Source organism: Pseudoalteromonas translucida KMM 520 (genome assembly GCF_001465295.1).
Lineage (GTDB): Bacteria > Pseudomonadota > Gammaproteobacteria > Enterobacterales > Alteromonadaceae > Pseudoalteromonas > Pseudoalteromonas translucida.
Map to the genome: position 1 here is coordinate 489,138 of NZ_CP011035.1, position 24,396 is coordinate 513,533.

Annotated in this window: 16 protein-coding genes and 2 pseudogenes; 5 read left to right on the forward strand and 13 right to left on the reverse strand. The window is 38.3% G+C overall.

Annotation, left to right across the window (positions count from 1 at the left end; genetic code table 11):
- Position 1: 1 nt before the first annotated feature.
- From PTRA_RS17665 to PTRA_RS17675, 3 genes are all read right to left on the reverse strand, one after another.
- Positions 2 to 3,115 carry a TonB-dependent receptor gene (locus PTRA_RS17665; RefSeq protein ID WP_058374958.1) on the reverse strand — a complete coding sequence of 1,038 codons (3,114 nt, stop codon included), beginning with the start codon at positions 3,113 to 3,115 and terminating at the stop codon, positions 2 to 4.
- 319 nt (positions 3,116 to 3,434) lie between these two features.
- Entirely contained in the window at positions 3,435 to 6,641 is a 3,207-nt protein-coding gene (locus PTRA_RS17670; protein WP_058374959.1) for a TonB-dependent receptor, read from the reverse strand.
- Between the two features lie 25 nt (positions 6,642 to 6,666).
- The gene (locus tag PTRA_RS17675) at positions 6,667 to 7,536 is read right to left on the reverse strand and encodes a S1/P1 nuclease (protein ID WP_058374960.1); all 870 of its coding nucleotides are present in this window, start codon (positions 7,534 to 7,536) and stop codon (positions 6,667 to 6,669) included.
- Between the two features lie 212 nt (positions 7,537 to 7,748).
- Between PTRA_RS17675 and PTRA_RS17680 the strand changes: the two genes are divergently transcribed.
- Both PTRA_RS17680 and PTRA_RS17685 read left to right on the forward strand, forming a co-directional pair.
- Entirely contained in the window at positions 7,749 to 8,639 is an 891-nt protein-coding gene (locus tag PTRA_RS17680; RefSeq protein ID WP_208855537.1) for a PhnD/SsuA/transferrin family substrate-binding protein, read from the forward strand.
- Positions 8,636 to 9,583, forward strand: coding sequence for a hypothetical protein (locus PTRA_RS17685; protein ID WP_058374961.1), 948 nt, complete (start codon positions 8,636 to 8,638; stop codon positions 9,581 to 9,583). Before PTRA_RS17680 ends, PTRA_RS17685 begins: the two co-directional genes overlap by 4 nt.
- A gap of 33 nt (positions 9,584 to 9,616) precedes the next feature.
- Here PTRA_RS17685 and ushA read toward each other — a convergent pair whose 3' ends face one another.
- Both ushA and PTRA_RS19160 read right to left on the reverse strand, forming a co-directional pair.
- Entirely contained in the window at positions 9,617 to 11,233 is a 1,617-nt protein-coding gene (ushA, locus tag PTRA_RS17690; protein ID WP_058374962.1) for a bifunctional UDP-sugar hydrolase/5'-nucleotidase UshA, read from the reverse strand.
- Between the two features lie 86 nt (positions 11,234 to 11,319).
- A complete protein-coding gene (locus tag PTRA_RS19160; RefSeq protein WP_167653594.1) occupies positions 11,320 to 11,496 on the reverse strand; it encodes a hypothetical protein in 177 nt (58 codons plus the stop codon).
- Positions 11,497 to 11,808: 312 nt separating this feature from the next.
- On the opposite strand from PTRA_RS19160, the gene PTRA_RS17695 reads away from it, so the two are divergent.
- A complete protein-coding gene (locus PTRA_RS17695; protein ID WP_058374963.1) occupies positions 11,809 to 12,549 on the forward strand; it encodes a peptidylprolyl isomerase in 741 nt (246 codons plus the stop codon).
- Between the two features lie 71 nt (positions 12,550 to 12,620).
- Here the strand turns inward: PTRA_RS17695 and PTRA_RS17700 are convergent, their stop codons facing one another.
- Positions 12,621 to 13,040 (reverse strand): MAPEG family protein, encoded by a 420-nt coding sequence (locus tag PTRA_RS17700; protein WP_058374964.1) that lies wholly within the window; start codon positions 13,038 to 13,040, stop codon positions 12,621 to 12,623.
- 176 nt (positions 13,041 to 13,216) lie between these two features.
- On the opposite strand from PTRA_RS17700, the gene PTRA_RS17705 reads away from it, so the two are divergent.
- Positions 13,217 to 16,099 carry an insulinase family protein gene (locus PTRA_RS17705; protein WP_058374965.1) on the forward strand — a complete coding sequence of 961 codons (2,883 nt, stop codon included), beginning with the start codon at positions 13,217 to 13,219 and terminating at the stop codon, positions 16,097 to 16,099.
- A gap of 85 nt (positions 16,100 to 16,184) precedes the next feature.
- Here the strand turns inward: PTRA_RS17705 and PTRA_RS17710 are convergent, their stop codons facing one another.
- Positions 16,185 to 17,567 (reverse strand): Na+/H+ antiporter NhaC family protein, encoded by a 1,383-nt coding sequence (locus PTRA_RS17710; RefSeq protein ID WP_058374966.1) that lies wholly within the window; start codon positions 17,565 to 17,567, stop codon positions 16,185 to 16,187.
- A gap of 334 nt (positions 17,568 to 17,901) precedes the next feature.
- Here PTRA_RS17710 and PTRA_RS17715 point away from each other — a divergent pair, with 334 nt between their 5' ends.
- Positions 17,902 to 18,408 carry a GNAT family N-acetyltransferase gene (locus PTRA_RS17715; protein ID WP_058374967.1) on the forward strand — a complete coding sequence of 169 codons (507 nt, stop codon included), beginning with the start codon at positions 17,902 to 17,904 and terminating at the stop codon, positions 18,406 to 18,408.
- Between the two features lie 16 nt (positions 18,409 to 18,424).
- Here the strand turns inward: PTRA_RS17715 and PTRA_RS17720 are convergent, their stop codons facing one another.
- The 6 genes and pseudogenes from PTRA_RS17720 to PTRA_RS17745 all read right to left on the reverse strand — a co-directional run bounded on the left by PTRA_RS17720 (position 18,425) and on the right by PTRA_RS17745 (position 24,330).
- Positions 18,425 to 19,039: a PqiC family protein gene (locus tag PTRA_RS17720; protein WP_058374968.1), complete on the reverse strand. Its 615-nt coding sequence runs from the start codon at positions 19,037 to 19,039 to the stop codon at positions 18,425 to 18,427.
- Positions 19,039 to 19,965, reverse strand: a pseudogene (locus tag PTRA_RS17725) (MlaD family protein); the annotation flags it as partial. The pseudogene PTRA_RS17725 and the gene PTRA_RS17720, both read right to left, overlap by 1 nt.
- A 9-nt stretch (positions 19,966 to 19,974) precedes the next feature.
- Entirely contained in the window at positions 19,975 to 21,300 is a 1,326-nt protein-coding gene (locus PTRA_RS17730) for an IS4 family transposase (RefSeq protein WP_058372433.1), read from the reverse strand.
- A 91-nt stretch (positions 21,301 to 21,391) separates the two neighbouring features.
- Positions 21,392 to 22,132, reverse strand: a pseudogene (locus PTRA_RS17735) (MlaD family protein); the annotation flags it as partial.
- Entirely contained in the window at positions 22,129 to 23,358 is a 1,230-nt protein-coding gene (locus tag PTRA_RS17740; protein WP_058374969.1) for a paraquat-inducible protein A, read from the reverse strand. The pseudogene PTRA_RS17735 and the gene PTRA_RS17740, both read right to left, overlap by 4 nt.
- Positions 23,359 to 23,514: 156 nt before the next feature.
- The gene (locus tag PTRA_RS17745; protein WP_058374970.1) at positions 23,515 to 24,330 is read right to left on the reverse strand and encodes a thioesterase family protein; all 816 of its coding nucleotides are present in this window, start codon (positions 24,328 to 24,330) and stop codon (positions 23,515 to 23,517) included.
- Positions 24,331 to 24,396: the final 66 nt, after the last annotated feature.

Sequence of the window (24,396 nt, forward strand, 5' to 3'; positions counted from 1 at the left end):
ATTAGAAAGTGTAACGAACACCTACGCGCATTTCCCAAAGAGAAGCATCACGTTGCACGGTTGTATTGGCATTATTAGGATTGAAATCCGAATAAATATAACGACCTTGAGCGTCAACATCGGTTGTAATCATACGAGAACCAACAAATGGACCTTTCTTAAGAACACCCCAATCATCATTTAACATATTAGTTAAGTTATCGATAACAAAGAATGCCTCACCTTTGTGGCCATCCATAAATCCTGGGATTTCTTGGGTTAGCTTAAAGTTGAACTTAACGAACCAATCTGCATTTTGAGCATTACGCCCAGCAATTTCACCACGTTTAAGACCTTGTGATGCTATAAACTCATTAAATTCAGTAATTTCAGCTGCGCTCATATTGTAAATAACATTAGGATCGTTTTCTAATGGTACGTATAAAAGCTGACGAGAACGATTTGAGTTTGCATCGCCAAATGCGCCATCACTTCCATTAAATGTAAAGCTGTATGGTAAGCCTTTATATGCTTCACCGAATAGGTTGAAGCGCGTGTTATAGCCATTGAAAAATTCATGGGTATAACCAAGGTTTAAAGTAAAGCGGTGTGGTATTTCATAATCAGACGATGCAACACCAGGGTTACCAGGGTTAGCAGTTGCTACATTACCATAGTTAGAATCAGCAACAGAGCTGGTCATCGGGTTTACATCATCAGAATCAGTATAAGCATAAGAAAATTGAACTTTAATACCATTATCATAAGCTTTACTAATAGCTGCAGAAATAACAGATGATTGACCACTGCTTCCATCTACATTAGTTAGTAGTAAGTCGCCATCACGTCCTTCAATTGATTCGTATAATGGGCGGCCGTCAAAACTCACATCGCCAGATGGACGAAGTGCGATATCTCTTAAAATAGCGGCATTACGCTTTTTGGTATAAAGGTAATCAAGCGCAATAACATATTCATCTTCAGTAGTATAAGTTGCACCAAGTGAGTACTTCCACTCAGATGGAATATCAAAACCAGGATCAACAGCTTTTACCGATGCATCACCAGAACCAGGCACTACACTAGCCACACCATCAAATAATTCTTGTGGAACTTCAAAACCAGGCTTACCACCATTCACATTAGGTGTGTTAAATAAGTCCACATTATTCATGCGAAGGCCAATATTTGTAATACCGTCATTTGAATACGAGTTAGATAACCATACATTTGGGTTACCGCCTGAGAATAAACCCATGCCCGCACGCACTTCTAGTGCATCGGTGGCGTACCATTCAAAACCAACACGTGGTTGAATTAAATCAATGCCATCAAAGGTTGACTGGTTACTAAATCCATAACGGTCAGTAAAATTTTGATTAAGTGTTGGTTTATCATCACTGCTGTAGCTATCGTAACGTAAGCCAAAGGTTAGTGACGCATCAATATTTGAGAAGCTATACTCATCTTGAACATAAAAGGTATTTTGTGAATAAGAAAAGTTAGCAGCGGCATCTGCAGGGTTATTAGTACCAGCGGCATTGTTATAATACACGCGCGAAGCTAAACCATTTTCAAAATCATCAATAGATGCAAAACGCCATTCACCTTCAGTATGCTGAACAAACTGATTGAAGACTTCTAGCTCTTCATATTCAAAACCAGCAGTAATAGTATGCTGATCTAAGTAATATGTACCTGCTATTTTAGCTGTAATAGTATCGTAGTTTAAGTCATTTGATTGACGAGAGTCATCAGGACCAAGGTAGACAGTGCCACCGTCAGTTGCTTCAATTTGGAATTCGCCAAAACTACTTGCAGCATCTAGAGAGTTTACACGTGCATCGAGTTCAGATTTACCAAGGCGAACTTCTGTTGAAAAACTATCGTTCCAATCTGAATATAATGAACCTACGATTGAGGTGAATTCAGCGCCTTGTTCAAAAAAATGGCTATCTAAAGATAAGCGAGTAGAACCAGTATCTGACTGAGATAATGTGTAACCATCATTATAATTATAAACTAAGTTTGCACGATGAGAGTCGTTAATGTTCCAGTCTAACTTTATTAATATTTTTTCATCTTCAACTGGTGAACTTGCAGGCATACCACCGGCATCATAACCATATACAGTTTGAGATATCTGTTTAATACGTTCTAAATCAGCACTAGATACACTTGAACCTAAAGGATCATAATTAAACTGTGCAACACCTTCTAACTTTTCATATGAAGTGAATAAAAATAAAGTGTCTTGAATAAGGGGCAAACCAACGTTAAAGCCATAACGCTTTTCGCTGAAGTCTCCGTTATCAACTTTTTCACCTTCAATTTTGTCGCCTTTCATTGAATCGTTGGTGTAATCGTAGAATACGGCACCATGAATGTCATTGCCGCCAGACTTAGTTACTGCATTAATGTTACACGAGGTAAAACCACCGTATTGCACATTGAAAGGGGCTAATTCAACGGCTACTTGCTCAATTGAGTCAAATGAAAACGGAGCGCGAATAGTTGGGTAGCCGTTAGAGCTTAAGCCGAAGTTGTCGTTCATACGAACGCCATCAAGCGTTAAGCTGTTAAAGCGAGGGTTACCACCGCCACAGTTAATTGAACCACGACTGTCATCAACAGCAACGCGTGGATCAATACGAATAATATCTTTTAAATCGCGGTTAATTGCAGGTTGGTTTTCAAGGTCATTAAGTGTGAATGTTGAAGCGGGCCCTGTACCACCAGACATAGTGCTGATAGCACGACCTGTTACTACAATTTGTTCAATATTAGATTGTGGTGCAAGTGTTACATTTACAGGGTAATCACTGCCTATATTCAAAATAATATTATTAAATGTTTGGTCAGCATAAACATCTGAATCAACAACAACTTTATATGGGCCGCCAACGCGAAGGCCTTTTGCAGTAAAGTAACCAGCGGCATTTACTTCGGTAGATTTAACTGAGCCAGAAGGAACATGTAAAATTGTTACTTTAGTTCCTTGTGCAGGGTTGCCATTAGGGCCCATTATCTGACCTTTAATTGCAGACGTTGTTTCGTTGGCGATTGCAGCACCACTTACTCCTACACATGCTGCAATAGCGAGTGATAGAGCTGTTTTACGAAGTTGAGTTTTCATTTTTTTTCCCATGTAGTTTATTAAACTTTTTATATTTATAAAGTATTTGCACTAAACAAACGAACCAAATTCATGCAGTACTAAATCTATACATATTATACATTAGTTTATGTTTACAAATAAGCTACAAGTGTAATGTTTTTTTAATATTTATAGATTAATACTACGAATGATTGATGTTAATAATGAAATGTTCGTGTTGTAAAAGAGAGTAAATACTATTTATGACAAATAGATGAAAAAGGGAGTTTAAATGAAAAAACCCATTACAAAGTTGTAATGGGTTTAACTAATATAAAGCGTAATGTTTTATTAGGTATTAAAACTTATAGCTCACACCAATTTTAGCTTGCCATGCAGATGATGACGTAGAAATTTGGCTATAATTGCGTACATCAGCACCGTTATGACGATTGTTGATAATGTATCGGCCTTCATCATCTATTCCAGCTAGGTCATATACAGCTTGATCAGAGTAACCTAAACGCTTTTCAACACCCCAGTCGCTATTAAGTAAGTTAGCAAAGTTATCAATCATAAAGTAAACCTCACCTTTATGGCCTTCAGCAAAACCTGGGATCTCTTGTTTAACACTAATATCCATAGTCGTAACCCAAGGTTGAGTGCCTGTATTACGGTTTAGAATTTGGCCACGCTCAGAAATACCAGCACGGTTAAGTAGCGTTTCAAGTTCGCTCCACGACAAACCAGATTCATCCCAGTTTACATTTGCATCATCAGCACCCGTTGGGATGTATGCAAGGTAAGCCGAGTTTGAATAAAAGTCACGTGTATCGCCTAAATCATCTTTTTCATAAAGACCCATTGTATAGCTAAATGGGCGGCCAGAGCGACGCTCAAAGTACATGTTAAACTTGGTTTGGTAGCCAGAAAAAAGCTCAGTATTATAGCTCACATTAACCTTAAAGCTATGTTCCACTTCGTAAGCACCACGCTGTGCTAAATCAACATTACGGCTTTGTGTTAATGTATGTTTATAATTACTTTGTGCTTGTGATGATGAACCACCTGAAGCTTCTGTAATATCTTGATGTGCATAACTGGTCGATATATACAGGCCGTTATCCCATTCTTTAGCAAGAGCGGTAGAGAAGATTACCGAGCGCCCATCTTCAGCTGAGTTGGTCATTGCTATATCAAAGTTATCTTTTAAGTCACCTTCGTAGATACCTTCATAAATAATACGATCGCCATCAGCGGTTGTACCAACAGGCTTGATTGCAGTGTTATGCCATACAGCCTCATTTTCTTTTTTATGGTAAGCAATTTCTGCTTGCCATTTAAAGCCATTACCTAAAAATTCTGAGTCAAATTCATAATCAAAACCAACTTGCGCACGGATGCTTGAAGGTAATTTAAAATTAGGATCAATATAGTTAGTGCTACCCGCACCTTGTACTAATGAACCTTTTATTTCGTCTGGAACTTGAGTGATATCAACAGGATTATTTGCGTAGTAACCATCAATTACGCTTTGTGGTGCATCAACAAAAGTAAGACCGTCTTTTTGGAATGAGTTGTTATACCAAACGTTAGGAATACCGCCTTGGAAACGACCTACGCCACCATTGATAGTAAGAGCCTCTGTTGCATAATATTTGAAACCAACACGAGGTAAAATAATATCTACACCATCAAGGTTTTCTTGGTTAGTAAAACCATAGGTTTCTAAAAACTTTTCATTCAATGTTGGTTTATCGTCAGACGCTAAACGCTCATAACGTACACCCGCAGTTACTTCTAAATCATCAGTAGCATAAAACGTATCTTCTACGTAAAGAGCAAACTGACTGCGCGTTGCATCGTAAGCAGTATCTGCTGAGTTATTGGTATAGGCATTACTGTAAGTAAAGTCATGTTTACCTTTGTAATTACCTACTTCGCGGTTTTCGAAACCAGCAAAGTTATCAAACTCCCATGAGCCTAAAGAGTTGGCTGCAAATAAATTATATAAATTTAAAGATTCATACTTAGCACCAAACTTAATTTGATGTTCGTCTAATAAGTATGTGCCATCAAAAGTTAGTGTTAAATTTTCAGTCGCTGCTTTATTGGCATGACGGTATTCATCAGTACCAAACTGATAAGCTGGTCCACGGAAATATTCTTCAACTTTAACACTACCAATTTTAGAGTTAGTGATGCTGTCAGATGTTACATCTTTATAAGCAATACCAATTTCAGTAGAGAAGTCTTCATTCCAATCTGAGTAAAGCTTGGTAGCAAAGTTGTTGAATTTAGTCGCGTAAGTGTAACGATTTGAAGCAAGTGAAACGGTACTGCCACCAGTACCAAAATTACGCTCGTCTTTATCGTCTTGCCATTGGTATGTAAAGTCTAAACGATGGTCGTCGTTGATGTTCCAGCTTAACTTAACCAATAATGACTCATTGGTGTCTTTAGGGTCGCCACCAAGAGAATCTTGCATACCGTACACGTTATCTAATATAGATAAAAACTGATCAAAGCTTTCTTTGGTTACATCGTATTCGTTTGCTGCGCCTGAGCCTTCAAAGCCATAGTCTAAATCTAACTCGCTCTTCCATGCATTGTAGTTTACAAAGTAAAAAAGCTTATCCTCTAGTATTGGTCCGCCAAAGTTAAAACCGTAACGCGCTTCTGTTTGGATTGGCTTTACTTGTTCAGTAACAAATGTTCTGTGGCCATCTTCATCTAAAGCCGGTCTGCCATTTGCGTATACTTGTGAAATACTATCAACATCACCCGCCATATCTGGAGTTGATGTTTCATAAAAGCCAGAAAACTTAAATTCGTTAGTACCTGACTTTGTTACTGCATTTATAGTACCGCCACCAAAGTTACCTTTAGCTGCTGAAAAAGGAGATACGTCTACAGAAATTTGTTCAATTGCATCAAGTGCAACAGGTGGCTGCGCTGTAGGGTAGCCGCCATAGTTCAAACCAAAATCGTCGTTTTGGCCAATGCCATCAACAGTTAAGCTATTACTACGTGGATTATTACCAGCAAAGGTTAGCTCTCCATTACCGTTAATATTTGCAAGTGGGTTTAAGCGAGCAATATCTTTAATATCACGGTTAAAACTCGGCATGTTTTGAATTGTATCTTCGCCAAAAGAGCTGCTAGAACCGCCAGATTGTTGTACTATTTTATAGCCAGAAACTTCAATTTTTTCCATGTTTAATGGTCTAAGCTGAGAGTTTAAGCGATAAGTATCACCTAATTCTAGGTAGATGTTTTCAAGCGTAGTATCGTTAAAAGTATCAGAGTCGATTATTACTGTATATGGACCCCCAACACGTAAACCGTTAGCTATAAAAGTACCACTTGAATTGGTTGTAAGTTCACTTACAGTTCCAGTAGGACCATGAATAACTTTAATTTTTACATTTGCAGCACTTTCACCAGATGGAGTAGTGATTTTACCACGCATTGCAGATGACGTGTCAGCAGCCATAGCACTTGCAGAAACACCAAGAGCTAAAATAATTGCTCCGGTTAATTTCGAAAGGCGAAGTTTATTCATTATGTTGTTTTCCCGTATTATAAAGTTACTTAGTTAGTTGTTTTTCGCTAGTTTGCATCTTAAGTGCACTGACTAACGGTGTTGCTGATTCATCAAATAAACTATTTAATAAACCTGCGAGTCTTATTCCGCTTTGTTGCAGCCGAATTTTAATTATTGGCATATGGTTAAAAATGTAACTATAGCTAATGTCTGTTTCGTTTTTATTATAAATTGATTCTGCTAAGTTGTTTGATTCTACTAACCAACTAGTAGGGTTACTGGTTAGGTACTCACTAATTAAGGTTTGATTATTAGTATTGATAAAGTCAGCAAATTCAGTATATGAGAGGTTTTCACCTTCAATTAATTTACTGTCCCATAAACTGTGTAGGTTGGTTTCTTGACCAAAATGTTGCACCTTTATACGGTTACCACCGCGATCATCTGCACGCCCAGCATGAAAAGGCTGATGGCTGTCGCCTACTAAGTGTACTAAAAAGCGTAAACTAAACTGTTTAGCATCTAATGAACTTTGCTCGTCTTGAAGTACTTTAATTGAGTAATGAATGCCTTCAAGGATGTTGGTAACAGATTCTTTATTTTTTGTATGAGAATGATTGAGTGAAATAGGCTTGTTTGCAGATGTATTAATATAATGCCAGCGTGATGATTTTCTTTGCCAAAACTCACCAGGAGCAGAGCGCATTTCATCTGGCCAAGTAGACACTTGTGCTAAAGATTCATTATTTAATAACGGAAAAAGTTTTGTTTTTGTTGTTTCACTAAGATGAGACTCTGCAATTTTAGCTATGATCCTGTGTCCATTTTGACCCCATGCATGAGCATTAGTACAAACAAGTACAGCGCTGACGACCAGCGTTGCTTTAACTGAGGACATTAAGTTGTTACGCATTTGGTTTCCTTCAAATTATTATAGGGTCAAAATCACTAATCCGGTCAATTGTCCTTGTTTATTAGTGGGATAGGAAGGCGTTAATAACATTCATATTAACTTGTGGGTAAGTCATTTAAATCAATAGCTTGTATTTGATAGGTAAAATTACTTATTGCAATAAGTAATTAAAATTGTTCAAATGGGGTAATAATAATATTAGGATGTTTTGTTTGAACATTAAATGCGTCATTTACAATAAAATGCTGTTAATTGTATTTTTATATTTGTTAATTGTTTTAGTGTGGGTGTGTGGTCAGCTGAGTGTTGATAGCAGTGAATTACGCTTTGTAAAATTAATAGAAACATCAATTGAATGCCAAACATCTGTAATTAAAAATGAAAACCAGTTAATCATCTTTGCGCCATCAAAAAAAATAGCAGGTACATTAGCACATAGCTTGTGTACAGATGATGTGGTAGCTAAGCAATACGGTGCGGTTGTAAGTTACTGGCGCTATAACACGACGGAGAGCTTTGAATTTGTAGGAAAAGGCATTGCAGATCTTATTTTAACTAAAAACAATATTATGGAAGCATTTAAAGCCGAGGCTACCTATAACTACCAGCCTGTAGTTGGGTTTTCTGATTACACTGCATTTTTTATTTCGGCTAAAGAAAAACCTAAAATAACAAAAGAGTACTTTTTAGGTAAGCGTATTGGATTATTAGATTATCCAACCAGTCGCTCAGGGCATATATTGCCAAAGCAAGTATTTAAAGAGTTGGATATTAACCTCGAAAACTTAAATATTGTTTATGCCAGCTCTCATGATGCGTTACGTGATTTATTGGCTAACGGCAAAGTTGATCTTATAGCTTCATTTTGGCAAGAAAGTGATACAAAACGCTTTTCAAAAAACTATATTACACCGCTAAAAAATAACATTGCAGGCACGCGCTGGTATTTAAAAATGCCACACAATAATACCGATTTATTGTGCTCGGTACAGGCGCATTTATTAGCCATGTCGCAAGAGCAATCTCTTCATTACTATAAAGGTGCGCAGTCATTTTGGCAGTGTGATAACGACGTTGTAACTTATAAGCGAGATGCAATATGAGTAAGCAGATACTTTCATTTATTACGCTATTAATTTTTTTGTTACTTTGTAGCGTATTTTATTACTCAGTAAGCTATAAACAACAGCAAGTGCAAAAGCTTAATATAGCCACGATAGAAAAGCAGGTAGCGCTGGATTTACCTTTACTCGAGCTATCTAATGAACTGCTTAAGTACTCCAGTAATATAGATAATATAAATAGTTATTTAGAGCAGTTAAATTCGCAGCTAGTCGGCACTAATTTGTTATTGTTAAATATTGTCGCTGATAAAAAGCTATCAACCACATTAACCGAAGCGCAGTTTTTTACGCGTTTAACGACTAGTATTGGCCCTGTTTTTTTAGTTTTTGATATAAAACCACAGCCATGGCCGTGGCGTTATATTTATTATTATGTCGCTATTTTTATTTTAAGTGCTTTTGTGAGCTACTGGCTGAAAACAGTCATTACAATAGAGCAAAAAAGTAAGCAATTAGCTACGCTGCAGCCTGAACCTGTTGAGGAAAGTAAATCACCCGTGTTAGTTATTAATCTAAATACTAAAACGGTGTCAGTTAATATTAATCCGCAATACCAAGTATGTTTAGCAAATAAACCTCTTAGCTTTTATTTAGCGCTTATTGAATTTTGTAACAGTAATAGCGATGTTGTGCTTAGCCATAATAAAGATGTACCTGATGAGCTGATTGAATTAGCTAATAAATATTTTTATCGACTGGTGGAGCTGGGGCACACGATCCGCAAGCGCCCTAACTTTAACAATAGTCTTGAAAAAACATTGAGCGAAATACGCGCGGCGTTAGATGAAGTGTTAAGTGAATACCCGCAACAAAAAGAAATTTTTTATCCGCCTAAGGCATTTGGAGAGGGTTCTCGTTCGCGGCTTCACAGTTACGGGTTAGTTAATATTGCTAAAGGCGATTTAGAAATAGTAGGCAAGTAATATACTCGTTCCTACTATCTCCAAAAAAATAGATTATTTAGGGGCGAACTGGGCCGCATCTATCGGGCTGTGCTCTGCAAAAAAGCGCTTTAATGCGTTAGAGTCTGTTTCATCGGTGACTACGAAACCTTTTGCTGTGGTTAGTGCAGGGTAGCCATCACCACCTGAGGCGTTAAAGTTATTAATGCTCATACGGTAAGTTTTACTTTTATCTAATGCTTGCCCATTTATTAATATCTTTACTAAGGAGTTGTTTTTATGCTCAAACGATAATTTGTGGTACTGCATGTAAGCGCCGGAATCAGGCGGAAAACGCGTTACAACTTCTAAATATTGCCATAAATCTTCTCCTGCAATATCGATATAAGCCACTCGATTTTGAAACGGTTGGGCTTTTAAAATATCTTTATAACTTACTTCGCCTGCAGCAATACTGTCGCGTACACCGCCGCCACTCATAATGCCAAAGTCAGCATCGGTACTGTTCATTTGTGCTTGAATAATAACGCGGGCTAAATTTGTTTGTTGGTAGCGTACTTTATTACGGTCGCCTTCAAGTCTGGCATTTACATAGCCAATTTTACCTTCAATTTGTTTAGCGCCTTTTTCCTGATACTCGGCTAAAAATGCGTTTAACTGTGGATTCGGCTCAATGTACTCGTTAGCTAATAGACTCGATGTTGTGCCATCCGCGTTTTGTTTATCAACATATAAATTAACGGGTAGCAGTTTATAACTTAAGAGAGTTAGCTGGCCATTTTCAAGTTTAAATTCGGCTTTACCAACATATTTACCCCATTCGTGGGCTTGCATTATCCAAGTGCCATTTTGTTGATCGGGCGTGCAGGCTAGACCAGGTTTAAAGTTATCGTCATTTACGTTTTTAGCCGCCATACATACAGGCTCTTGAGAGTGACCACCGATGATCATATCTAAGGTATTAGTTGGCAGTGAACGCGCAAGTGTTACATCCCCAGGCGCATTAATTGCGTGGCTAGCATCCACATAATGCCCCATATGAGTGAGCGCAATGGTAATGTCGGGATTATATTGTGCTTTAATTTTTTGTGCTAATTGCGCCGTGATCTCAATCGGATCTTTAAACTCTAATTGGCGAATATATTCGGGATTACCTATTTTGGCTGTATCAGTGGTGGTTAAACCTATAACAGCAATACTCAGCCCATTTTTGTTAAATACTTTATAGCTATCAAATACATTTTCACCGGTCGATTTTTCAAATATATTTGCCGACAAAAAAGGAAAGTTAGCCCATTGCTGTTGCTTTTTAAGTACGCTCATCGGGTTATCAAATTCATGATTTCCAAGGGCCATCGCATCATAGCCAATTAACGACATGCCTTTGAAGTCGGGTTCAGCGAATTGTAAATCTGACTCTGGAATACCGGTATTTATATCGCCACCAGACAGCAGCAGTACTGCGTGTCCCTGCGCGATTGCTTTGTTGCGTAGCGAGTCAATCAGGGTTTTACGGGCAGCCATGCCGTATTCACCTTTTTCATTGTGCCAAAAGCGGCCATGATTATCGTTAGTATGCAGTACGGTTAAATATTGTGGGGCGGGGCTGGTGAGTGTAGTACTACACCCAAGTACACTAAAAGCAATGACAAACAAAAAAATTATGCGCATAAAACACCTATTGATTAAAAGCACTTACGTTTATTGGCGCATAGTTTAACTAGTTTGCTACAAAAACACACTTTTACATTCTTTAATCACACTTTAATTTTTTTAGTAGCAGCTAACTCTCTGCGTTTTAGCTCTTCGCTGGCATATTTGGCTTTTTGATGATTAATACCTACCATCCAGATTAAAAAACTAGCAGGTAAGCGTGTGTAGGGCTCTCCCTTATGCAAACCAAAATCACAAATTTGGTTGTTTTTTTCTGACATTACAATTCTCCATTTACGAATTTGCAGAGGAATCATAACAAAAATAAAACAATTTATAAGTGTATTCTCATTAAACGACAACTTTATGTGTATTGATATAGCTATTATTTGCTGCTTTTTTAAAGACATTAAATTAATCAGCGTTTTTACAGGGATAAGTTCAGCAGGAAGGCGATAAAATGTAATTAAGTTGTAACTGACTTGGTTTGAATTGTATCGGAAACTATTTTTCAGTCGATTTTTAGTCTTACTCGCATTACTCTAAGTATCACTAAATTTTACACTTAAATAAAATAATAATAGGGAAAAACGATGAAAAAGCTTTTATTAGCCTCGTTACTTAGCGCAGTAAGCTTTGCCAGTTCAGCAACCATTGTTGAAGTAAGTACCAGCCAAGGTGTTATTAAAATTAATTTATTTGATCAAAAAACACCAAAAACAGTAGAAAACTTTATTAGTTATTTAGATGATGCTGCGTATAACCAAACAGTGATCCATCGCTCAGTAAAAGATTTTATTATTCAAGGTGGCGGTTTTACCTATTCAGATGATTTTGATCGAATTACAACTAAGCCAGCAGTCATTAACGAACCTATTTACTCTAATGTTAAAGGCACGATTGCCATGGCTAAACTAGGTGGAAAACCAAACAGTGCAACTAGCCAGTGGTTTTTTAACTTAAAAGATAATAGTGCCAACTTGGATGTGCAAAACAGTGGTTTTACTGTGTTTGGACAGATTACGGATGATAGTCAAGCGACGTTAGATAAAATAGCTGCTTTAGTACATTGTGGTGAAATACCGGTAGTTGGTCTTACGAAAGAGCAGTGCTCAAAAAGTGATGTAACGATTAGTAATGCTAACTTGGTGACCATTCAAAGTGTATTAGTTTTAGATGACGATCCTAATTCAGCGCAGAACCTTACACCGGCTAAAAACACATTAATAAATCAAGTAGTGCCACCTTCGCAAAAAGATGATTCAAGCGGTAGTATGGCTTGGTTACTAGGTGCTTTATTATTAGTATTACCACGTTTAAAACGCGCTAAATAACAAATATTTTAAATAAAGAAACCCCGCTATGGGTGCTAAATAGCGGGGTTTTTAGTTGTTTAATGTAAGTTTTAAAACAATAATACCCGCCAAATTATTACCAGCCATAATGCAAATACACTGCCACAGCCTATTAAAAACAGATTAAAGCGTATTCTTATTTTATTACTGCCCAAGTGAACAACGCTATGTAAAATACGCGAAATCACAAACAGCCAAGCTAAAACAGCCACCAGAATGCTTGCACTATTGAATTGCATTGCCAGTAAGCACCCAGCATAAAACAACACGGGTATTTCAAATTGATTGGTAAAGTTTCTATCAGCAACACGCACATTGTCACCTGCATTATCTAAACGCATAGTGGCAAAGTCGGTTAAATTGATGTGTTTGTTTTTAGCTGCGGCAAAACGTCTTTTACCCATAATAATCATTACAATGAGTGAGAGTAAAACTTGGGCGAACATAGCTAAAATGATCAACTTTTCCATGGTTTTTCCTTATTATTATTTAAATTAATTGCAGTATGCAGGTGTTTTTCACAATGTGTTACACAATTAACGGATAAATTGTGGCAAAACATTAATCTAAAATGTTAATTTAGGCTGTAAATAGCTTTTTAAATAAGCGCAGATCGCAGTTGCGACATACTTTTAATGGAAATAAAATGAAAAAAATTATTGGCTTTAGTGCCATTGCACTTGCTGTACTAAGCGGTTGTACAAATACATCATCTGTATCTCAGGCACCTCAAACTGTTTTATTATCAGACTCGCTGGTTGTAAGCCCTAACGATAATCGCGAATATAAAACGCTTAAATTAGCTAACGACATTGAAGTTATTTTAGTATCAGACCCCAGTGCTGAAAAATCAGCCGCGGCATTAAGTGTTGGAGTGGGTTTACTACACGACCCAATGAGCCAACAAGGCATGGCCCATTATTTAGAGCATATGCTGTTTTTAGGCACAGAGCGTTACCCAGATACTAAAGGGTACTCTGATTTTATGACCAAAAATGGTGGCGCGCACAACGCCTATACTTGGCTCGATATTACTAATTACATGTTTAAAATTAATAACGATGCCTTTGATGAAGGGCTAGACCGTTTTGCTGACTTTTTTAAAGCCCCTAAGTTATACCCAGAATACACAGACAAAGAAAAAAATGCAGTAAATGCAGAGTGGTCAATGCGCCGCGAAATGGACTTTTTTGGGCAGTTTAAACTAGCGCGTAAAATGATGGGTGAACACCCAGCCAACCGTTTTTTAATTGGCAACCTAGAAACCTTAGGTGACAAAGAAGGCAGTTCATTACACAAAGAAACAGTTGATTTTTATAATAAATACTACTCTTCAAATATTATGAAAGTAGCACTTATCTCTAACTTGCCAATTGCGGCAATGGAGCAAAAAGCGCAAAAATATTTTGCAGATATTAAAAATAAAAATATCGAAAAACCTACAGTAACCGCCAAGCTTAACTTTGATAACGCCGGTGGTAAGCGCGTGTTTTATGCCCCTAATGAAGATGTAAAACAGTTACAACTTGATTTTACCATTAGCAATAACAATAACGAGTTTGCACTTAAACCTAATCGCTTTGTGGCCTACTTATTAAGTAATGAAATGCCAGGTAGTCCAGCGCAAATATTACGTGATAAAGGGTGGGTATCGCAATTGTCAGCATCGGCAGTGCCAACCCACTATGGCAACTACGGGTCGTTAAACGTTAACGTAGAGCTTACCGATACAGGTATGCAAAATCGTGAAACGATAGTCGCGACTATAATGCAGTACATCGAATTGATTAAAAAAGAGGGCGTTGATAGTAAATACTTTAACGAAATTCGTACTTCGTTAAATAATCAATTTAAGTTTTTAGAAAAAGGCGATGAGTTTAACTACGTAAGTACATTGACTCAAAGTATGCAAGATTACCCGTTAAATCATGCCATTAATGCGCCTTATTATTACGCTAAGTTTGATGCAGACTCAGTAAATAAAGTGCTTAAACAGTTAAATGCCGACACTTTACGCATTTGGTATGTATCGCAACAAGAAGAAACCGACTCACAGCTACACTTTTACGACGGTAAATACCGCATTAGTGACATAAGCGCGCAGGAAATTGCAAGCTGGAACAAAAAAAGCCAGTTTAATTTAGCACTCCCTAGCGTAAATAACTTACTGCCAGAAAATTTTGCTATTAAAACCCAAGCATTTAAACAGCAAAAATTCCCAGAGCTTGCTTATGATAAAAATGGCGTGAAAATATGGCGTCAGGCAAGTCAAAAATTTGCCGAGCAACCAAAGGGACTTGTTGAAGTTTATATTAATACCCAGCCGGGGCTAAACGATGTAAAAGCGGAGGTTTTATACTCTGTTTGGGCCGATCTGTACAACATACAGCAAAGCCAACTGAGCACAGAGGCTGCTATAGCAGGTATGAGCGTAAACCTTGCACCAAGTAATGGTTTAGTTTTGTCTATGAGTGGCTTTACAGATAAGCAAAATGTACTGCTTAAACAAGCATTAAGTGGGCTAAACAGTGATATTAGTGTGCAAGCATTTAACCAAGCTATAGATCGTTTTAAACGTAATTTACTTAACCAGCAAAAACAATTTCCTTACGCGCAAGCATTTGCTGAATATACAAAATTAAGCCGTACCGGTAGCTTTGATACAGATACTTTAATTAGCACAGCCGACACGTTAACCTTAGCTGATTTTAATGCTTTAAAACAAAACACCTTTGCTAATAACGATTTACGCGTATTTAGTTATGGTAACTATAATCAGCAAGACATAGCAGCAATAGCATCCGAGCTGAGTACTATTTTGCCAAGTAACTATAAACACTCTGAATTTGCGCGCAGTAAAGCATGGTTACCGCAACCGGGTGAAACCATAGTGCTACAAAAAGATATAGATGTAGCCGATGTAGCCGTGGTTGATATGACGGTTCATCCAACACCGGGTTACAAACAAAAAGCACAAGCGGCCGTGCTACAAGGGCATTTTAGAACCATTGCATTTGATAAGATGCGTACTGAGGAGCAACTTGCTTATGCTGTTGGTGCGTTAGCTCGCCCCATCGAGGATTACTCAGCGATTGGTTTGTTTATTCAAACACCAGTAAAAGGGCCAAAAGAAATACAAGCGCGTTTTGATCTGTTTAAGAAAGAGTATGCAGTTGAGCTCGACAACATGAACGAGGAGACGTTTGCGCAGCTTAAAAATGCCACGTTAGTGTCGCTTAAAGAGCAACCTAAAAACTTAAGTGACGAAATGAGCCCACTATTAAATGATTGGTATCGTGAGAACTTTAATTTTGATTCAAAGCAACAGCTAATAAATGAAGTTGAAAAAGTAACGCTTAGCGATATTAAAGACTATTACCAACAAACAATGCTTAACCCTAATGCGGCACGTTTAAATGTGCAATTACGCGGGACTAAGTTTATCCAGAGCGAGTTTGCCGATTTACCAAAGCAAACTAAAATCACAACGCTTGATGCCTATTACAATGGTATTAAACTACAAAAATAAGCTTTATTTATACAGCTAAAAATAAACCCCAATGTATTGCTACATTGGGGTTTTTATTTAAGTTAATTTAAGCCATCACTAAAGCTTAAGCCATTAATAAAAAGCCTATCACTGCAAGTGCTGCAGCAATCAGCGTATAAGGCAATTGTGTAACCGCGTGGCTCATTAAGTTACAGCCAGCACCTTGTGCTGCTAATACCGTTGAGTCTGAATAAAAACATGCTTGGCTGCCAAACGATGATGCCGATAATAACGCGCCAATGACTAATGGAATATTAGCATCTACCGCCGTTGCCAGTGGCATAACAATAGGAATAGACACAGCAAATATTCCCCAGCTTGAGCCCGTTGCAAATGCTAAAATAGACATTGCAATAAATACCACTGCAGGCAAGTAACCCGCGGTCATGTATGGGCTTAAGCTATTAATAACATATTGCGGCAAGCCAATTAAATCACACACATCTTTAAATATAAACGCGGCTATAACCGTGCCTATAGCCGGTATCATGCTTTTAAATCCATCGAGCATACGTTCAATCATTTCACTAAACGACATTAATTTTTGTAGTGCATAAAAGGGCAAAATTATAGCCATAGTGGCTAATAAACCTTTATAAACGTCTATTTCAAAGTAAACGGTAAAACCGACTAATAAAATAATAGGCAATAAAAAGTTATGTAATTTACCTTTAGGATCGGCATCTTCAAAGTTTTCTTCTACTGCTTTTACCGCGTACTCGTCTGCTGTTTGTACTTCACTGTATTGCGCCGGATCGACTTGTGCTTGCTCAATTTGTGCCATTTGTTCTGCTTTTTTCATTGGGCCAAAAGCAGGGATCACACCAAGTACCACTAATAGCACAACGAGTACCGCAAACCATGCGTAAAACATGTACGGAATAGCCTGAATATAAACAGCAATGCCTTTGCCTTCTTCAGCAATACCGTTATCTACGAGTAAACCACCAAAAAATACCGCCCACGTAGATAGAGGCACAAGCACGCAAATTGGTGCCGCAGTTGAGTCGACAACGTAGGCTAGCATTTCGCGGCTTACTTTAAATTTATCGGTAATGCGTTTCATGGTTTCACCCACAGTAAGCGCATTTAAATAGTCATCAATAAAAATAACTAATCCAAGGCAAAAGGTCATAAATAATGAAGAGCGTTTGCCCTTAGTGTATTTAAGTGCCAACTTACCAAATGCAGAGGCGCCACCGGTACGGACTAATAAGGCGATTAATGCACCAAAGCCACCACACACCAATATTAGCCAACCAATGGTTTCGTCACTCATTACTTTAAGTGAGGTGCTGGCAAAATTAGCCAATACCTGCGAAGGATCAGCCATTATGAGCCCAACAAGGGCACCAATTAATAAAGATAAAATAGGGCGGCGTAGTACTACAGCCAAAATAACTACCACTAAAGGCGGCAGTAAGCTTAACGCAGAAGGTTCAAGCATTTAAGTATTCACAAAATTAAAAGCATATTTAAAAATTTAAACTGCTTAACAAAAACAAAGAAGATGATAAGTTAGTTGTATTATCACTTTCCAAGTCACTGCTTTTGCACGCGATATCACTAGGGAACTGTTATTTTAAATTAATAATCAGCAGTAATATGCGTTGGCTTGGCGCCAGACGGTGCAAGGAGTGCAACCGCTTTTGTTATGCCTATAAAAACATCGGCGCAAAAGTAATCTGCTTTACATCTTCAGTCAACAAATAAATGCTTTAATTGACTCATTTTTATAATTTGGCTGAATATAACGCTACAAACCAGAAGGATAACAATAAATGCGAAGGCAATTTAATACCGAGCGATTAATTATTCGCCATGCTGTTGAAGCAGATGCTGGCGATTTATTAAAGTTGGTAAATCAAAATAGTTTTATAAAATACATTGGGGATAAAAAAATTTATACTCTTGAGGATGCCATAACCTATATTAAACAAGCTTTTAGCAACGCGCACCAATCGCAAGGTTTTGGCCCCTATGTGATCACTTTAAAAAATCAGCAATTAGTAGGAGTTGTAGGTTTTTATAGCCGTGCAATGTTGCATCACCCAGATATAGGATTTACGTTATTAACAGCGTTTGAAAAACAAGGGTATATTTACGAAGCTGCAAAAGCGTTAGTTGAAAATAAAAGTATATTTGGCATTAATAAATTATGCGCTATTACCTCAACAGATAATAGCGCATCACAAAATGTATTAATTAAGCTTGGTTTTAAGCCACAAGGGCAGGCAATAATAGATAAAGAAAGCCGCAGCGTTGTTTCTTTATTTTTATATCATTAAGTAATTTTAGTTATGATTATTTAAACCGCGTTTGTTCAATTTTCTTGGCTACTGCTAGGTTGATTTCTTGCCAGGTTTTTTCAAGCGTTGCTACCAGCGCATCATAGCCGTCACCGTCGAGTTGCGTTACATTAGCAAAATTATGCAAACTTAATAAGCGTCGGCCTGTTTCGGGATGGGTATAATATAAACGCCATAGCCCAGATATATCTGCGTTGCCTTGTAGGTCGCCATTAAAATGATGAATTTCATATTCTAATTCATAAAAAGTTTGTTGATCTAGCTCGGTGATCACCGGTAAACCTTTTATTACCATCCAGTTAGGTAGGGCATTAAAGAGTATTTGTTGTGCACTTACGGTGAGCATCGAATCAGGTGACTCACCCCATAAATGGTAGTTTGCAGCATGAATTTGATTGTGATCTATTTTCATCGCAATGCCGCGATTATTTAAGGCACCTCTTAGTACAACTGTTTGTACTCTTAATTGCGCATCAGTTGCACTTACATCTCTAGAGGAGGCAACAATAGGTTGTTCAAACTGATAATACGCGATGGCAGTTTGAATTGATGAACTACAACCGCTAAGCAGTAAAGCGAGTAAAATAACAAAAAAAGATGATTTAACCATTATTGCTTCCTTGGTTTTGGGTCTGCGGGTAATGCTTTATCAAATATAAACATATTAGGCTGCTCATTTAGGCCTTTAGTTAGCGGCTGTAGCTGCTCACTTAAACGTTTAAACTCTTGCAAGGTTTGCTGTAGCTGATTATTAAACTGCGAACCTGCTTGGTAGCTGGCCATGGTTTTATCAAATTGGCGCATAGTGACTTCAAATTGTTCCATACTCTTGGTCATTTTTTTGAAGTTTTGATTAAAGTCACCCGGTAAATTTTGTGTGTCTTTTTGGTTTAGCAAATCGCGCATGTCGTTGGCCAACCCTTGGTAGTCGCTAAAAGTGGCTTGCATTTGTGCTAAGCTATCTTCGATTTTTAGCTCGTTTACCTTATTAAGTACATCAGAAACCTGATCGGCTAATACTGTAATACCGCTAGATATACTTGGAAAAACATCATATTGAGCCAGCTTTTCTAGTTTTGCATCAGGCGCATCGGTATAAATGTCAAAGTCGACATACACGGCACCGGTAAGTAAATTACCCGGTTTAAGCGAAGCGCGCATGCCATTGTTTACCCAGCCATTTAAACTCGTTTGCCAATACTCTTTAGCTAAATCGTTATCGTGGTACAAGCGCCCATATTCTATTTTAATAAGCACAGGTACAGCCGTATTGTGGTTTTTAAAGTGAGCTGGTTTGCCGTTAATAATCACATTGGCAGGGGCTTCTACTACTGTACCAATTCGCGTTCCTCGGTATTCAACCGGAGCGCCAGCGCGCAGGCCACGAATTGATTGCTCAAACTCAATAAGATAGTAGTCAAAGTCGTAAAAACGCTCTTCTAGTGCTTCTTTATAGCTTTGACTAAGCGAAAAACTATGCTCATTTTGGGCAATATCGCCAGGGGCTTGTTGATCGGGTAAGCCCACCGATATACCTAATGCCAGTCAGTTAACACTGACTGGCTTTTTTTTATACGGATATTTAGATGGTTTCTTTTTCACACATCGTGGAAAGCTGCGCTCATGACGCCTTGTCGGTAACTGAAATAGCGTCAGCGTTTCTAATAAATGCTCATAGTGTTTTGGTAAATTTCCCGGACTTGTCAGTGGGATAGTTAACAGAAATACGTTGATATGCCTTGAACAATGAGAAAAACTCAGTTGATTTGGCCATACTTCCAGTAACTCTGCCGCCTCACGCATGGCTATTCTTATAATATTGTAGGCAATTAGTAACCCCCACAATTCTTGCCTTATCATATCCGGCCTTTTTGAGCGTAGGATATAGTTTGAGTGCAGCATCGTTTGTTTTATTTCTCGATATCCTATTTCTATTTCCCAGCGATGCATGTACAAATCAGCTATTTCTTTTGATGGGTAACGCATTACATCAAGCATTGATGTAAGAATCTGATACTGCTTATTATTATGCGTGTAGGTAAGCAGCCGAGCTTCTATAAACTCTGGCAAGTCAGTAAACTTTTTTCGCGCTTGTGGCGATGTTTTAAGACGCACTAACTGGTCATTTTTACTCATTTTCTTTATAGTATCAACCGTTAAGCCTTTTCTGACCGGTATCATCCAGTGTCTTTCAGTCCCTGCTTGATGCCAACGATGCAAAAGCCCTAATGAATAATAACCGCGATCAAATAAGGTTAATGAGTTATCCGGTGTGCCTTCAATGAGTTCTTCAGCGAGTGTCATCTCCCCTTGATGCTGCCCGTTAAAAGCACAATTAATGAGTTGATGACTCGTTAGCTCCATGTGGCATACCATCCGAATTTGCGGATAGGTATTTTCACCATACTGGGTTGAGCCACATCCAAATACGTCTTTATTCTCTGGCGTATCATGTGTACGAAAGACAACCCCATCAACAGCTAATAGATTTAAGCCACAAAATGTATCAAAGTGGGCATGATTATAATGCCGTGACGCCATCATCTTGAAGACCTGCTCGACAGCACCTTCACCTAAGCGTTGTCTCGCTTGAACCATGGCACTAGGGGCAACTAGTTTCCCTTTACCTGGTAAGGCGATGTCCATTTTAGAGGCTATATCCCAAACAGATTCATGACGAAATAAACTCATACCAATCACAGACCAAACGACAGCGTCGAGTGGTAAACGACGTTTACGAACGGTGGCGACCCCCGATTTTTCAAAAGCTTGGTTAAGTAATTCGGGATCTAATATGCCAGATAAGTTATCAAGCGCTGTAAATTCCTCGGCAGATGAGAAAGTGGTCGAAAGAGCTGTTTGAATATCCATAAAAAATCCGTAATTAGCGAAACTAATTACGGATTATTCACGATCATTTAGATCGGTCAACCGATCAATTAACCTTAACTGATCGGCATTACACCGATATACCGCCTTTTAAAAGTTTACTAAGCGAGCCGGTATTAATGTTTATGCCATCAGCAGAAAGGTCAATTTCTATACCAGAGTTAACCCAAAAAATAGAATTTAAGGTGATCAGGTTTTCGTAGGGTGCTTTAATAAAAATACCGTACTTCATGGCTTGGTTTTTCCAATCAAATGTCGCGGTTTCTATTTGCCCAATTTTATAGTTTTTGAAAAATATACCGGTACTTACTTCAAGTACCTCAGCGTTGTAGCTCAATAACTTAAAGCGTCCACCTTTAACATCTTTACCGATTAAGGCAGGCTCGTCTTGTAGTTCAAACTTTTCTTTTTTCTTTTTGCTTTCACCTGGCGAAAACTCTAAATACACACCTGATAAAAGCGTACTCATGCCACTAATGCCGGTTTCATCTATACGCGGTTTTACCACCCAAATTTTGGCATCTTCGGTGAGTAAGTTATCGTAGTTTTTATCAATTTGAGCGCGGGCAATAACACTGTCTTGCGTGTCGGATAAACGCACATGATCTATTTGGCCAATTTTAACACTGCGTACTTTAATTTCGGTTTTACCCGCAACTATCCCCTCCGCTTGTGGCATGGTTATATAAATAGTGGGGCCTAAATTAGTTTGGTATTGATACAGCATCCAAACCCCCACAAGCAGGGCAATAACGGGAATAATCCAAATTGCAGAAATTTTTGATTTTTGTTTAATATTAGCGGTTTCGGTCATGCATTATTCTCTGCGTTATTATTTTTAGGTGAATCCCATAGCAAACGTGGGTCAAAGGCGTGAGCTGCCATCATTTGACATAGTACCATAACAGTAAAAAAGGCAACGCCTAAGCCGGGCGTTACCGACATTAAGTTACCCAATTGTACCAAAGCAACTAAAATGGCCACAACAAATACATCAATCATAGACCATTTCCCAATAAATTCAGTAAGTTGATAAATACGTGTATACCCTATGGTGTGATCATTTGCGGGTTTGGCAACCATAAAGCACAAAAAGCTCAATACTAAAGCCTTTGCAAGTGGGACTACAACACTGGCAATAAATATAATCATGGCAATAGGGTATGAGCCATTTTTCCACAGTGCAATAACACCAGCAATTAAGGTTGAAGGACTTTCATCGCCTAAACTGGTGGTATACATAATGGGTAAAACATTGGCTGGAATATAGCAAATAATAGAGGTAATTAACCAAGCGGTAGCTTTTTGTACACTGTTGGGGTTTCTAATATAGGTTTTACTATGGCAGCGATTACAAACACTTTGCGTGCATAGTTGATGGCACACATGACAAGCTTTAATATCGTTATCAATGGCGCGATGAGTAAGGTTTATATTTTCAAGTTTTTCTACTGGGCCAATTTGTGCCCACAAGCGGGGGCGGTTTAAATGCGTTAACGCACTAATATATAAAATAACAAAACCCACATAAGCCCAAAAGCTCACCCCAAAACTAATATCCGCGAGAGACATTATTTTAACCATACTGACAAGTACGCCAATGAGAAAAATCTCCGACATAATCCAAGGTTCAAGCGCTAGGGTAAATTTTAATAATCGTCGAGCAATACCTTGAGGTAACGCTCTAAGCGCGCCTAAATGTAATGGTATTAGTATAATAAGTAAGCTCATAGGCAGGGCTATAATACTTAAATCTATAAATAGCCCTAACAAGTTACTATCATAATTAAATAAAATACGTGCGGCATCGGGCAAGGTTATAGTTTGCGTTATCCCACTGCTGCTAAACGAAATAAAAGGATAAAACATGCTGCTGAGTAGCATTAGCAAAGCACTAAAGCTCAGGGCTACAACTCGGCTGTCGTGATCTGTATCTGAGTCAGAAACCTTATGCCCGCAATGGGGGCACGTTGCGACATTTTTTGCCTCAACCAGGGGTATCTCAATAATATAGTCGCAACAAGGACACGCTATTTGCAAAGTGTTCGCTTAGAATTAAACAAAGAGTTAAATTTTGCTATAATTATCGCCTAAATACAAATGTTATGACTGTTGTTGAGCGTAATTAATTATTAGTTAAGAGCGCATTGCAGTGGCACTCGCTACATTATATATACTAACACCACTGCTTATACATCAATCAAATAATGCCACTGTTTGGCGAGTAAGGGCAATCAGCTCACCCGATTGCGACCAAATGCAGCCGTCTTCTAAGCCGTAACCACCTTTTGCATGATGGGTAATTGCTTCAAAGCCCAACCATTGACCAGGAATTAAGTTAGGCGCTTGCACAAATTCTAAATACCACGACATGCTACTGGCAGGCGCTGGTTGTTTAAACATTTGTAATAAGGTAGGAGGCCATGCATCGGTTAGTGCTATAACATGTGCTTCTGTAATGGCCGTTGGGGTTTCTTTAAAGCGCATCCACCCGCCTAAATGGGAGGTTTCTGCACTGCTAAAAGGCATAGCACCTTGTTGCGGGCATAATTCAACATGTTGAAAAAACTCCGGCATTTGCCCTTGTATAAATGGCAATGTATGGCGCTCATTAACTTCGTGTAAACCTAACGACTTTGCAACGGGTACATTAATAGCTGAGTTGCGATTACTAGCAAAGCAGGCTTGTACAATAACACACACTTGCTCGTTTTGAATTGCTTTGGCCAGTACTTGAGTACTACTTTTGCCTTCACGCAGTATTTTTACCGATAAAGAAAATGGCGTATCGGCAAGCAGTGGGCCAACAAAGTTAGTACTTAAAGACAATAACCGGCGCTCACTATTTACTTGAGATCTCATTGCTTGATATAAAAGTGCTGCAGATAACCCACCAAAAGCGGTGCGTCCTTGGCACCAATTAGCTTCAAACTGCATAGTGTTTGCCACATTATTAGTGTCGTCTTGATTGTTAATATTAGCGGCTTGTTGCAGCAAATGATCGAAATTCATTAGTTAGCGTGTCCTTAAAAGTACGAATTACTAAATATATAACACAGCCAAACTTGTCAGACCAGC